This is a genomic window from Aeromonas bestiarum, from assembly GCF_028751155.1.
In the GTDB taxonomy this organism is placed as follows: domain Bacteria; phylum Pseudomonadota; class Gammaproteobacteria; order Enterobacterales; family Aeromonadaceae; genus Aeromonas; species Aeromonas bestiarum.
Genome location: NZ_CP064746.1, coordinates 1,289,132 through 1,301,565 on the forward strand (window position 1 = coordinate 1,289,132; position 12,434 = coordinate 1,301,565).

General features: G+C 61.2%; 10 protein-coding genes. 5 read left to right on the plus strand and 5 right to left on the minus strand.

Annotation, left to right across the window (positions count from 1 at the left end; translation table 11 throughout):
- The first annotated feature begins 132 nt into the window (after positions 1-132).
- The 3 genes from IU367_RS06260 (at position 133) to IU367_RS06270 (ending at position 5,648) form a co-directional block, all read left to right on the plus strand.
- On the plus strand, positions 133-561 hold the full coding sequence (locus IU367_RS06260) for a GNAT family N-acetyltransferase (protein WP_043556397.1): 429 nt from the start codon (positions 133-135) through the stop codon (positions 559-561).
- Positions 562-666: 105 nt separating this feature from the next.
- Entirely contained in the window at positions 667-1,893 is a 1,227-nt protein-coding gene (locus IU367_RS06265; RefSeq protein ID WP_098983184.1) for an exonuclease SbcCD subunit D C-terminal domain-containing protein, read from the plus strand.
- Positions 1,890-5,648: an AAA family ATPase gene (locus IU367_RS06270; RefSeq protein WP_274453727.1), complete on the plus strand. Its 3,759-nt coding sequence runs from the start codon at positions 1,890-1,892 to the stop codon at positions 5,646-5,648. The genes IU367_RS06265 and IU367_RS06270 overlap by 4 nt, the downstream gene beginning before the upstream one ends.
- 72 nt (positions 5,649-5,720) lie before the next feature.
- On the opposite strand, the gene IU367_RS06275 is transcribed toward IU367_RS06270, so the two are convergent.
- A complete protein-coding gene (locus tag IU367_RS06275; protein WP_043138013.1) occupies positions 5,721-6,266 on the minus strand; it encodes a cytochrome b in 546 nt (181 codons plus the stop codon).
- A gap of 229 nt (positions 6,267-6,495) precedes the next feature.
- Here IU367_RS06275 and IU367_RS06280 point away from each other — a divergent pair, with 229 nt between their 5' ends.
- Both IU367_RS06280 and IU367_RS06285 read left to right on the plus strand, forming a co-directional pair.
- Entirely contained in the window at positions 6,496-7,314 is an 819-nt protein-coding gene (locus tag IU367_RS06280; protein WP_274453728.1) for a type 2 periplasmic-binding domain-containing protein, read from the plus strand.
- A gap of 56 nt (positions 7,315-7,370) precedes the next feature.
- Positions 7,371-8,339 carry a sensor domain-containing diguanylate cyclase gene (locus IU367_RS06285; RefSeq protein ID WP_420796494.1) on the plus strand — a complete coding sequence of 323 codons (969 nt, stop codon included), beginning with the start codon at positions 7,371-7,373 and terminating at the stop codon, positions 8,337-8,339.
- 90 nt (positions 8,340-8,429) lie between these two features.
- Here IU367_RS06285 and crr read toward each other — a convergent pair whose 3' ends face one another.
- The 4 genes from crr to cysK form a co-directional block, all read right to left on the minus strand.
- Positions 8,430-8,939 carry a PTS glucose transporter subunit IIA gene (gene crr / locus IU367_RS06290; protein ID WP_042871003.1) on the minus strand — a complete coding sequence of 170 codons (510 nt, stop codon included), beginning with the start codon at positions 8,937-8,939 and terminating at the stop codon, positions 8,430-8,432.
- A gap of 43 nt (positions 8,940-8,982) precedes the next feature.
- Positions 8,983-10,710 (minus strand): phosphoenolpyruvate-protein phosphotransferase PtsI, encoded by a 1,728-nt coding sequence (gene ptsI / locus IU367_RS06295; protein WP_274453730.1) that lies wholly within the window; start codon positions 10,708-10,710, stop codon positions 8,983-8,985.
- Positions 10,711-10,754: 44 nt separating this feature from the next.
- Positions 10,755-11,012: an HPr family phosphocarrier protein gene (locus tag IU367_RS06300; protein ID WP_005303128.1), complete on the minus strand. Its 258-nt coding sequence runs from the start codon at positions 11,010-11,012 to the stop codon at positions 10,755-10,757.
- Positions 11,013-11,454: 442 nt separating this feature from the next.
- Complete coding sequence (gene cysK / locus IU367_RS06305) at positions 11,455-12,423, minus strand: cysteine synthase A (RefSeq protein WP_042871008.1); 969 nt, start codon at positions 12,421-12,423, stop codon at positions 11,455-11,457.
- Between the last annotated feature and the right edge of the window lie 11 nt (positions 12,424-12,434).

Sequence of the window (12,434 nt, forward strand, 5' to 3'; positions counted from 1 at the left end):
CGCTTTGTGATCAGCCAATCATTCTCGCTAAATAAAGGGCGATCGAGTTCACAGGGAGCCATGTTCGCCCCCAACCCTGTCATCAAACTCCCCTAGACTGCGGGTGTTCAAGTTGTTAACAAGGATGCAGATATGTTGAGGCCGAGTCGGTCAGAGGACATGGAAGAGATCGTCGAAATCTGGTTGCTGGCCTCCCTGCAGGCCCACGATTTCGTCGATGCCTCCTGCTGGTGGCAGGCCCAGGAAGATCTGCGCACCCGCTATCTCGACCACGCCCGCATCTGGGTATTCGAGGAGCGCGGCGAGCTGCTCGGCTTCATGGCGCTGGTGGATGACTACCTCGCCGCCCTGTTCGTGCGCCCCGACCGGCAGGGACGCGGCGTGGGCCATGCCCTGCTGCAGGAGGCCAAGTCGCAGGGGGCCAGGCTGCATGCGCGGGTGTTCGTGGAAAACGATCAGGCGGTGCGCTTCTACCGCCGCCACGGCTTTGTGATCGAGGGGGAGGAGTTCGATCCCCTCACCGGCCATCCTCAGTACAAGATGTGTTGCGAGCCCGCCTGAATCTGACGCCACCGGCCTGTTTTGCTTGAAAAAAGGGTGGCGTATCCTCATCTTGTCTGCATTGGGTGCCGTGGGCACCGCTCCTCCATTTCGAGCCGTTTTCTCATGAAGATCCTGCACACAGCCGACTGGCACCTTGGCCATCAACTCCATGGCCATGAACGCCGTTTCGAACACGACGCCTTTCTCGACTGGTTGACCGATACCATCAAGCAGCGGCAGATCGACGCCCTGCTGGTGGCGGGCGATCTGTTCGACACCGCCAACCCTCCCGCCAGCGCCTGGCAGCAGCTCTATCGCTTCCTGGCGAGGCTGCGGGCCGAGATGCCCCGCCTCAACATGGTGCTGATCGGCGGCAATCACGATTCTCCCTCCAAGCTGGATGCGCCCCACGAGCTGCTGCGGGCCTTCGACCTGCATCTGGTGGGCAGCATCAGCCGGGACAGTGATGGCAGGCTTGAGACAGATCGCCTGCTGGTGCCGCTGCAAGACAAGGAGGGCAAGATAGCCGCTTGGTGCGCCGCCGTTCCCTTCCTGCGCAGCAGCGACCTGAGGGTCGAGCAGCTTGAAGAGGGGCAGGATCGGCTGATCGAGGGGGTTCGTCAGGTCTATGAAGAGGTGCTGAGTGCCGGGCGGGCGCGCTGCGAGCCCGATCAGGCGCTGATCGCCATGGGTCACGCCTATCTGGCGGCGGGCCAGCTCTCCGAGCTCTCCGAGCGGCGGGTGCTTGGCGGCAACCAGCATGCCCTGCCGGCCGACATCTTCGCCGCCGCCGACTATACGGCGCTCGGGCACCTGCATCTGGCCCAGAGCCCGGCCCCCGGCGTGCACTACAGCGGCTCGCCGTTGCCGCTCTCGCTCGCCGAGGCCAACTACAACCATCAGGTGCTGGAAGTGACATTTGAGGGGGGCCAATTGGTGGGGCTGGAGCGGCTCCCTGTGCCCCGCGCGGTGGAGATGATCCGGCTGCCAGAGAGCGAACTGGAAGGGGCGCTCAAGGCCATCGAGGCGCTGGCGCTACCCGCTTGCCAACAAGAAGCACAGCCCTTCCTCGAAGTACGACTATTGTTGCCCAGACCTGAGGCCCGCATCCGCGAGCGCATTCTGGCGGCCATGGCCGGCAAGCCGGTGCGCCTGGCCCGCATCAGCACCCGTTATCTGGGATCCGGGCAGGGGCTGGCCGATGGCCAGAACCAGCGCAGGCTGGATGAGCTCTCCCCCACGGAGGTGTTCCGGCTCTGCTATCAGCGCCAGTTTGACGGTGAACCCGGGGCCGAACTGGTGGCCTCGTTTGAAGAGATATTGCAACAGGTGAAGGAGTCCGGCGCATGAAGATCCTGTCCCTCAGCGGTGAGAACCTGGCCAGTCTGACCGGGGCCTTCACCATCGACTTTACCAAGGGGGCGCTCGGCGCCGCCGGTCTGTTTGCCATCACGGGCAACACGGGCGCCGGCAAGAGCACCTTGCTCGATGCCATCTGTCTGGCGCTGTACGACGAGATGCCGCGCTTTATCGCCAACCGCAAGAATGTTGAGAAAATTGGCCGAGCGGATGAAGACGAAAAAGAAAAGTTAACCGCCAATGATGTGAAAAACATCCTCAGCCGTGGCCACGCCAGCGGCTGTGCCGAGGTGCAGTTTCGCGGCTGTGACGGTCGCATCTGGCTGGCGCGCTGGGCGGTGCGGCGGGCCCGCAACCGCTCCGAGGGGCGCTTTCAGGCTCAGGAGCGCAGCCTGACTGACGTGGCGTCGGGCCAGGTCTTCTCCGGCAGCAAGCGGGAGCTGCAGGATCGCATCGACGAGCTGGTGGGGCTCTCCTGGGAGCAGTTCCGCCGCGCCGTGATCCTGCCCCAGGGGGAGTTTGCCGCCTTTCTCAAATCGAGTGCCGACGAGCGATCCGCCCTGCTCGAGCGCATGACGGGCACCGAGCTCTATTCCGCCATCTCCATCCAGACCCATGAGCGGGCGCGGGAGGAGCAGCAAAAGTTGGCCGCCATAGGGCAACGGCTCGGCGACGTGGCGCTGATGGACGAGGCGACCCGCGAGCAGTGGGTCACCCAACAGTTGAGCCTCTCTACCGGCCTCAAGCACGAGCAGCAGCAGCGCCAGCTGTTGCAGGACTTGCGCGATCTCAACGATCGCATCGCCGCCCAGTTGCTGGCCTGTCAGGAGGGGCAGGGGTTGCTGGCCGCCGCCGAAGCGGCTCACGCCCAGGCTGCGCCCGAGCGGGAGGAGTTTGCCCGCGCCGAGCAGGCCCAGGTGGCCCGCGCCGATCACGACGAGCTGGCGCGTCTCACCCTGGAGGTGCAGCAGCAGGAACAGCTAATCGGCCAGTTGGGGCCCGAATTGGCACAGGTTGAACTGGCGCAGCAGCAGGCCGCGCTGCGCGAGCAGCAACTGCTGGCCGACAAGATAGCCGCCGAGCGTGAATGGGGGGCGCTGCAACCCGAGCTCAAGCGGGCGCAGGAGCTGGATACCCGCATCAGGGAGAAGGGCAGCCAGTTGCAGGACGTCCAGCAGCAGGGGGCGCAGGCGCGCACCCTGCAACTGGCGCTGCAGCAGGAGTGGCAACAGCAGGCGGGCCGGGTGCAGGCACTCGAGACACGCCGCCAGCAATGGGCACTCTGGCTGGATGAGCGCAAGGCGCTGGCCCCCCTGGCGCGCCAGTGGCAACCCTTGCTGGCGGCCATGCAGGATTGGGCCGAGGGTCGGGATCAGCTGCAACATCTGCTGCAGAGTCGTGAGCACAAGGGCCATGCCCTGCGGGATCTCAACAGCCGGCTGGAGCAGGGTCAGCAGGAGCGAGACTACTGGCTGCAGGAGCGCACACGGCTGCAGCAGCAGCACGATCAGTTGCAGGCGCAGGAGTGGGACGGCCAGGTCGCCAAGGCGCAGGAGCAGCGGCAGGCCCAGACCGAGCAGCTGGCGCGGGTGCGGCAACTGCTGGAGCTGGCGGAGGCGGGCCGCAATCACAGCGAGCAACAGGAGCGCTTGCTGCAAGAGATGGCGCTGCTCGAGCAACATCTGCACCGCCTGGCCGGTCAGCGCGATGAGCTGGTGCCGGCGCTGGAACGCCTCGCCACCCAGCGTGGCGAGGCGCGCCATGCCCTGGAGCAGGCTCGCGCCGTGGCCAGCTTGGAGCAGTACCGTCACGTGCTCAGCGATGGCTCTCCCTGCCCGCTCTGCGGCGCCGAGGAGCACCCCTATAGCCAGAGCCAGCCGCAGGTGGCCGGCATACTGGCGCAACTGGCCGAGCGTGCCCGTCAGCTGGAGCTGGAGTGGGAGCGGCTCAATCATCAACATATTCAGGGGGAGAGCGAGCGGGTTGAACTGGCCCGTCAGCTGGCTGCCCGTCAGCAGCGCCAGCCTGAGCTTGAGGCGAGATCCGAACAGCTGACCCAGCGCTGGTTGCAACTGGGCGGCAATACCCTGCTGGGGCACGAACTGCCCTTGCGTCAGAGTCCGGCGGAGTGGGCGGATCTGCTGGCGCATCTCTTGGCACAGGGAGAGACCCTGGAGCTGGGTCTGGTGGCCGGCCAGCGCCAACTGCAGCAGGCCCAGCAGGGGCAACAGCTGTTGATGGGGCTGCGCAATCAGCTGACCCAGTTGACTGCCCGTCATCAGCAGTTCGAACAGCAGTGGCAGGAGGCCGAGCGGCAGAAGATAGAGTGGGAGGCCGAGCTCAAGGCGCTGGCCGAGCAGGAGGCCGCGCTGCGCCAGCGTCTGGTGCAGGGGGAGGCTCGACTCGATGAACAGATGGGGGCCGAACCCTGGCGCCAGTGGCTCGGCAGCCGGCAGTGGCTCGAATGGCAGCAGACCTGCGAGGCCTATCTGCAGGGGCAGCGCGAGTGGGAGCAGCTTGGCAGTGAACTCGCCAGCCTGACGCCGGGCGTGAGCGCGCAGGAGGCGCGGGTGCAGAGCCAGAACGCGTTGCTGCACAAGCTGGAGCGCGACTACAAGGAGGCCGAGTTGCAGCGCCAGGGCTTGCTCGCCAGCCGCGAGGCTTGCCTCGGAGGCCGCCCTGTCGCCGAGATCGAAGGCGAATGGCAACAACGGTTGTCGCATGCTGCGAGCCAGCTCGAGGAGGCGGTGGCCGCCTTGCGGATTGCCCGGGAGAAACAGACCGAGCTCAAGGCCAGGCTGACTCACCTTGAGCAGGACAAGCAGGTGAGCAGCCGTCGCCGGCGCGAGGTGCTGGGACGCTGGGCGGCGCACGCCAGCACCCTGGGCATCGCCGAGTATGATCTGCGGCGGCTGCTGGCCATGGGGCCGGATGAGCTCAAGGCTCGCCGTGTCGCCTTGCAGCAGCTGGACGACGCCCTGGCCGAGGCCCGTACCCGGCTGGCCGAACGCCAGCGGGCGCTGGCGTTGGAGGAGGTCAAGCTGGCGCGTTATCGCGAGCATCACGGCGAGCTGACCGCCCTCTCTGCACAGGATCTTGGCCTGCGCCTGGGGGCCAGCGAGGCCCATTGCCGCGAGCTGGAAGAGCAACTGTTCCAGTGCAAGAGCACCCTGGCCCAGGCCGAGGCGGCTGCCCTCAAGGCGGGCTCCCTGCAAGAGGAGTTGAGCCGCCAGCAGGCGGTGGCGGATCACTGGCAGCAGCTGTCCGAGCTTGTCGGTTCCGCCAGCGGCGCCAAGCTGCGTACCTTCGCCCAGAGCCTCACGCTCGAACGTCTATTGTTGGAGGCCAATGCCCAGCTCGGCGAGCTGTCGCCACGCTACCGGCTGGAGCGGGTACCCGGCACGGATCTGGCGCTGCAGGTGGTGGATCTCGACATGGGGGACGAGGTGCGATCCGTGGACTCCCTCTCCGGTGGCGAGAGCTTCCTGGTGTCGCTGGCGCTGGCGCTGGCCCTCTCCAGCCTCTCGTCGCGCCAGACCCAGGTCGAGTCGCTGTTTATCGACGAGGGCTTCGGCACCCTGGATCCGGACAGCCTGGATCTCGCGCTCTCCAGCCTGGACTCGCTGCAGGCGGCCGGCCGCCAGATAGGCGTCATCTCCCACGTGCAGACCCTGGTGGAGCGGATCGGCGTGCAGATCCGGGTCGAGGCCCTCGGCGGTGGCGAGAGCCGGGTGGTGTTGCCCTGATGGTGATGTTTCAGCCATGGCAAAAGGCCCCTGTCAAAGGGGCCTTTTTGTTGGCGTGTTCAAGACATGTGCTTATTTCCGCTCGGGCAACATATTGGTCAGTGTGTTGTCTTTGAGCACATGGTGGTGATAGATGGCGGCAACTGCGTGCAGGGCGATCAGGGCATAGCCTATGTTGGCCAGCGTCTCGTGCAGCTCCTTTATCGTGCCCTTCACGCCATCATCCGGCGCAATCAGGGCGGGCAGTTCGAACCCGAAGAAGGGGATGGGCTTGCCGCCTGCGCTCAGCAGCAACCAGCCCAGCAGCGGGGTGAGGATCAGAAAACCATACAGTGCCAGATGGGCGAGCTGAGCCAGCTTGAGCATCAGGGGAGACTGTTCGGGCACTATGCGGGGTGAAGGGCTGCTGAAACGCACCAGCAACCGCGCCACGACCAGTGCCAGGATCAGCAAGCCCGCCATGAAGTGAAACTCCTTCATCAGGTCGCGCCCGGCCGAGCCCTTGGGAAAGATGTCCCTGAATTCCATCAGGGCGTAGACGGCGATCATCAGCAGCAGGGTCAGCCAGTGCAGGCCGATACTCAGGCTGCCGTAACGTTGTTCGGTATTCTTCAACATGTTCATGTCCTTCTCTGGGCACTCATTGCATCACTTTTTATCCATCCGGGCTGCTTCCTGTGCCCGGACCTCCTTGCATCCATCTCCATGTTACAAGTCCTGTTCGACCAAACTTTGATCTCGATAACTTTTTAACATTTTATTCTCATCTCTCAGGCGGTGCCCGGCGAGGCTCCTCTCTGCGCAGGGCTATGCTTCTGGTAACGGCAGTGCTGATGAGGATCTGGTCATGAAACATCTTGGGTTGGGCGCTGTGCTGCTGCTCATGCTGGGCGCAATTCTGCTTGGCGTGGCGGGCAGTGGCAGCGATCGCCTCTCTGCGGCAGAGCCTGAGCATCCATCGCACTTTTCCGCCTATTTGGGGCTCTTGCCTGGGCTCATAGATTCCGATGGGAGCGGCCCCTTCGTCAATCTGGTCAAGGCCATAGCCGCGCTGGATGACGGGGTCGAGGTGAGCGTGATGGTCTACCCCATGTCGCGTGCGACGCGCAGTGTGGTGGTGGGGGAGGCGGACTTCAATCTGCCCGCCCTGCGCAATCCCTATATCGACGAGTCCATGTTGCCCTATCGCTTCAGTTCGGTGACCTTCGGCAAGGTGACCCATGTGCTCTACAGCAACAGCGCCGCTCCCATCACTCCAGCCATGGTGCTCGGTTACGAGTACACCAAGCGCGATCTGCTCATCGAGGGAGTGAGCGACTTCTGGCCCTTCTCGGTCAAGCGTTCCCTCTCTATCGAGCAGTCCCTCGGCAAGCTGAGCAGGGGCCGTATCGATGCCTTCCTCTGGGCGCAGGAGGAGGCGGATTTTGCACTCAAGAAGATGGGGCTGACCAATATCCATCGAGTCTATTTTGGCGAGTTTGACGATGTGTTCATCATCCCCAAGGGGGAGAGAGGCGACGCGGTGGTCCGCTTCCTGACGCAGTCCATCGAAAGGCTCAGGGCCACCGGCCAGCTGGGCCAGATCTACTCCGGCATCCATGGTCCCTATCAGGAGTGGCAGCCGGGAGAAAGCGCTGCGACCAAGGCGGTCCGAACGACGCCATGATCCAGTTTACCGAGTCGGCAGACTCACTTACTTTTGAGTGAAATATTGGTAAGGGAATGGCCTTGAACATATCCGAGTCGGCGATATTGACCAAATTGCAGCAGATCCTGTTTCGATCCTTTGACGTGATCCCGTTTCCAATCCTCATTTCGGAAGCGATTTGTGGTGACACCCTTGGCACCATACCGACCACGCTGTCGGACATCCCCGTGCGTCATCACAGGTTTGTGAACCAGGCCTTCTCGGCGCAACTGGGTTACACCCTGGCCGATCTGCCCGACATGACCGCCTGGTTTGCGACTGTGTATCACGACGAGCAGAGCAGAACCCAGGCCATCCAGGACTGGAATCAGGCTGTCATGACCAGTCTGGCCAATGGCTCGTCCGTGGCTGAGATGGCCATCCAAATCTACTGCAAGAGTGGCCAGCGGCGCTGGTTTACCATCACGGCTCAGCTTACTGCCGATGCCATGCCCGGTTGGCACATAGTGACGTTTCGCGACATTCACGATCTGCATTGCATGATAGAGGAGGTGAGTCGTCTCTCCTGTACCGACCCGCTGACAGAGCTCGGCAACCGGCGCGGTGCCGAGCAGCAGTTGCAGGCGCTCTGGCTGCAGGGCCACATGTTCTCGGTGATCCTGTGCGATATCGATCACTTCAAGCAGGTCAACGACAGGTATGGCCATCCCGCCGGGGATGCTGCCCTGTGTGGCGTTGCCCGCATCATGGAAGAGCAGCTGCAGGGGGCCGAGTGTCTGGCCCGCTGGGGAGGGGAGGAGTTCCTGCTGATCCTGCCGGGAGCGGACACCACGCAGGTGCTTGCCAGGGCGGAGCAGCTGCGTCAGCTGTTGTCTGCCAGCCCCATGAGTTGGCACCATCACCATTTCTCGCTGACGATGAGTTTTGGCTGCGCCACCCTGGCTGCCGGGCAGAGCCTGGACAACCTGTTGCTGGTGGCCGATCGGGCCCTGTATCAGGCCAAGGCGCAGGGGCGCAATCGGGTGGTATTTGGCAAGACCTAGCCCGGCGTTAATGGTCAGCACGGCCCATAAAAAAACCGAAGCGCTTGGCTTCGGTTTTTTGTTGCAGTCACTGGCACCAGCCAGAGCGCATTATTTCTTGATGCGGATCACCGGGGTCTCGCCCACGGTCACGGCGCCAGTCATCTTGATCAGCTCTTTGATCTCGTCCATGTTGGAGATGACCACAGGCGTCAGGGTAGACTTGGCTTTCGCTTCCAGGATGGCCAGATCGAACTCGATGATGGTATCACCGCGCTTGACCTTCTGACCTTCCTGAGCGATGCGCTTGAAGCCTTCACCTTTCAGTTCAACGGTGTCGATACCGAAGTGAACGAACAGCTCGATACCTGAGTCGGATTCCAGCGAGAACGCATGGTTGGTCTCGAAGATCTTGCCGATGGTGCCATCGCACGGTGCAACCATCTTGTTGCCAGCCGGCTTGATGGCGATACCGTCGCCGACGATCTTCTCGGCGAAGACAACGTCAGGTACATCTTCGATCGGCACGATTTCCCCTGACAGCGGGGCAAAAATTTCGATGCCGCCGGTATCAGAGCTATCGTCGGAAACCAGTTTCTTCAGTTTATCAAACAGACCCATAGTAAAAGCTCCTAGAGATGATTGTCGCTGTTTGCAGCCGATCTTAGCAGACTGCCTTCTGCTTAATAAAGTTATCTACACAGGCTTCGATCTCGGCGGCGGTTGCATAGCTCAGAGCCTGGTCAGCCATTGCCTTCACATCTTCGAAGTTGGTGTTGCGGATAAGCTTCTTGATACGCGGTACAGAGATGGCGCTCATGGAGAACTCATCCAGACCCATACCCAGCAGCAGCAGTGTGGCGCGTTCGTCACCAGCCAGCTCACCACACATACCGGTCCACTTGCCATTGTCATGGGAAGCGTCGATAACCATCTTGATCAGCGTCAGGACGGAGGGTGACAGCGGGTTGTACATGGCGGAGATCATCTCGTTACCACGGTCGACGGCCAGGGTGTACTGGGTCAGGTCGTTGGTACCGATACTGAAGAAATCCACTTCTTTAGCCAGATGATGAGCCATCACGGCAGCAGCCGGAGTCTCGATCATGATACCCACTTCGATGGATTCATCAAAGGCTTTGCCTTCGGTGCGCAGTTCGGCTTTCAGCTTCTCTACGGTGGCCTTCAGGCTACGGAACTCTTCGACGGAGATGATCATCGGGAACATGATGCGCAGTTTGCCGAAGGCAGACGCACGCAGTATGGCCCGCAGCTGGGCATGCATGATGTCTTCGCGATCGAAGAAAATACGCACGGCACGCCAGCCCAGGAAGGGGTTCATCTCTTTCGGGAAATTCATGTAAGGCAGTTCTTTGTCGCCGCCAATGTCCATAGTACGGACTATGATCGGCTGATCCGGCATGGCCTCTGCCACTTCTTTGTAGGCCTTGAACTGCTCGTCTTCGGTCGGCAGCGCATCACGGTCCATGAACAGGAACTCGGTGCGGTACAGACCCACGCCTTCGGCGCCATTGCGGATGGCACCTTCGGTATCCTTGACGGTACCTATGTTGGCGCAGACTTCGACCTGATGACCATCGAGGGTGATGGCAGGCAGGTCTTTCAGCTTGGCCAGCTCGTCCTTCTCGGCCTGGAACTGGGCCTGGAACTGTTTGGCTTCAGTCAGCTGCTCGGCGGTCGGGTTGATGATGATCTGGTTGTTGATCGCATCCAGTATCAGCATCTCGCCATTGTTGACGCGCTCGGTGATGTCGTTGGTGCCCACTATGGCCGGCAGCTCCAGGGAGCGCGCCATGATGGAGGTGTGAGAGGTACGGCCACCGATGTCGGTAACGAAACCCAGCACATATTTCAGGTTGATCTGGGCAGTTTCGGACGGGGTCAGGTCTTTGGCGACCAGGATGACCTCTTCGTCTATGGTGCTCAGGTTGACAACGGCGATGCCCAGCACGTTCTTCACCAGACGGGTTCCGATGTCACGGAAGTCGGTGGCGCGCTCGCGCAGGTAGGGATCGTCCAGATCGGCCATCATCTTGGCGTATTGCTCGATGACCTCGTAGACGGCCTTATCAGCGGTGGCCTTGTTGTCTTTGATGAAGGATCTGATATCCCCTTCCAGCTCCTCATCTTCGAGCAGCATGATGTGGCCTTCGAAGATGGCCTCTTTTTCCTCACCGAAGGTGCGACCAGCCATGGCTTTGATGGCTTCCAGCTGGGCAGCTGACTTGGTGCGGGCTTCGAGGAAGCGGTTGATCTCGGCGTCAATCTGGTCAGCAGAAATCTTGCCCTGATTGATAACGATTTCATCTTCTTTCAGAAGAAGCGCCTTACCGAATGCGATACCGGGGGACGCAAGAATGCCAGATATCATAATCCTTCCTATTAAAACGACTGTGGGGGAGGAGTAAAGCTGGATTACTCCAGCTCGTCCATCAGGGCAACCAGCTTCTCAACGGCTTTCTGAGCGTCCGGGCCGTCGGCCTGGATGGTCACGTTGGTGCCTTTGGTCAGGCCCAGGGTCTGCAGCTTGAACAGGCTCTTGGCGCTGGCGGATTTGCCACCGGAGACCACAGTGATCTCGCTTTGGAATTCTTTGGCTTCTTTCACGAACTGAGCTGCCGGACGGGTGTGCAGACCGTTTTCAGCAGTGATAACAACAGACTTCTCGTACATGGTTTCACCCCATATTATTGATATTTTTTGGAGAGATGGATGCTTTTGACGCTTCCTTATCTCACCGTGTCAGTATGGATATGTTGTAAAGTAACGAAATCAGACCTGCAATGGTTTAATCCAGGTCAATTTTCTGTGCAGTATTCGGTGTCTGCCCAAACTCTTTTCCGTTATCGCGCTACAAGCCGCATAAATACTGGCTTGAAATTATTTTATAACGAAAAATAACACTTTGTTACTTTGTGATACCTAGTCGGCAAACACCTCGTGACGCCGCACAGGATATGAGATTTATCACGGAATGTCTGCTTTTTTTGTCGCCCGCCAGCTTGTTATTTTACCCCAAAAAATAAGGGGCCGAGTGGCGCTGCCAAGTGCTCAGTCTAGCTCATAAAGAAACGGCGCTCCTGGGAGCGCCGTTGTTTTGGAAGAATCCGATCACCTATTGCTGCAGTTCCTGCTCGCTGAACACCCCGGCAAACAGGGCGCTGGAGAGGTAACGCTCGGCGGCGCTCGGCAGTATGACGACGATTGTCTTGTCGGCAAACTCCGGCAACTCGGCCAGACGGGCGGCGGCCACGACGGCGGCGCCGGAGCTGATCCCGGCCAGGATCCCTTCTTCTTCCATCAGGCGACGGGCCATCTCGATGGCATCATCGCTGCTTACCTGCTCGACGCGGTCCAGCAGGGTCAGGTCCAGGTTGCCGGGGATGAAACCGGCGCCAATGCCCTGGATCTTGTGAGGGCCCGGCTTGATCTCGAGACCGGCCAGACGCTGGCTGATCACGGGTGACTCGCTCGGCTCGACGGCCACCGAGACCACGGCCTTGCCCTTGGTCTGTTTCAGATAGCGGGAGACACCGGTAATGGTGCCACCCGTGCCGACACCCGCCACGAACACATCCACCTGACCGTCGGTGGCATCCCAGATCTCGGGGCCCGTGGTCTTCTCGTGGATTTCCGGGTTGGCGGGGTTTTCAAACTGTTGCAGCAGGACATATTTGCCCGGCTCGGATTCGAGGATCTCGTTGGCCTTGGCGATGGCGCCCTTCATGCCCAGCGGCCCTTCGGTCAGCACCAGATTGGCGCCGAGCGCCTTGAGCAGCTTGCGGCGCTCCAGGCTCATGGTGGCGGGCATGGTCAAGGTGATGGGATAGCCGCGAGCGGCGGCCACGAAAGCCAGAGCAATACCTGTGTTACCGCTGGTGGGTTCGATGATCTCCTTGCCCTTGGTCAGGACGCCGCGTTTCTCGGCATCCCAGATCAGGTTGGCGCCGATGCGGCACTTGACGCTGAAGCTCGGGTTACGGCTCTCAATCTTGGCCAGTACGCGGCCCTTGGTAACACGGTTGAGTCGAACCAGCGGGGTGTGACCTATGGTCTGGCTGTTGTCCTCAAAAATTTTGCTCATGGTGCTATCCC

Coding starts and splice junctions, on each gene's coding strand:
- crr (WP_042871003.1), bottom strand. CDS start 8,939: ATGGGTCTGTTTGATAAACTGAAGAAACTGGTTTCCGACGATAGCTCT.
- IU367_RS06285 (WP_420796494.1), top strand. CDS start 7,371: ATGGCCTTGAACATATCCGAGTCGGCGATATTGACCAAATTGCAGCAG.
- IU367_RS06265 (WP_098983184.1), top strand. CDS start 667: ATGAAGATCCTGCACACAGCCGACTGGCACCTTGGCCATCAACTCCAT.
- IU367_RS06300 (WP_005303128.1), bottom strand. CDS start 11,012: ATGTACGAGAAGTCTGTTGTTATCACTGCTGAAAACGGTCTGCACACC.
- IU367_RS06270 (WP_274453727.1), top strand. CDS start 1,890: ATGAAGATCCTGTCCCTCAGCGGTGAGAACCTGGCCAGTCTGACCGGG.
- cysK (WP_042871008.1), bottom strand. CDS start 12,423: ATGAGCAAAATTTTTGAGGACAACAGCCAGACCATAGGTCACACCCCG.
- IU367_RS06260 (WP_043556397.1), top strand. CDS start 133: ATGTTGAGGCCGAGTCGGTCAGAGGACATGGAAGAGATCGTCGAAATC.
- IU367_RS06275 (WP_043138013.1), bottom strand. CDS start 6,266: ATGTTGAAGAATACCGAACAACGTTACGGCAGCCTGAGTATCGGCCTG.
- ptsI (WP_274453730.1), bottom strand. CDS start 10,710: ATGATATCTGGCATTCTTGCGTCCCCCGGTATCGCATTCGGTAAGGCG.
- IU367_RS06280 (WP_274453728.1), top strand. CDS start 6,496: ATGAAACATCTTGGGTTGGGCGCTGTGCTGCTGCTCATGCTGGGCGCA.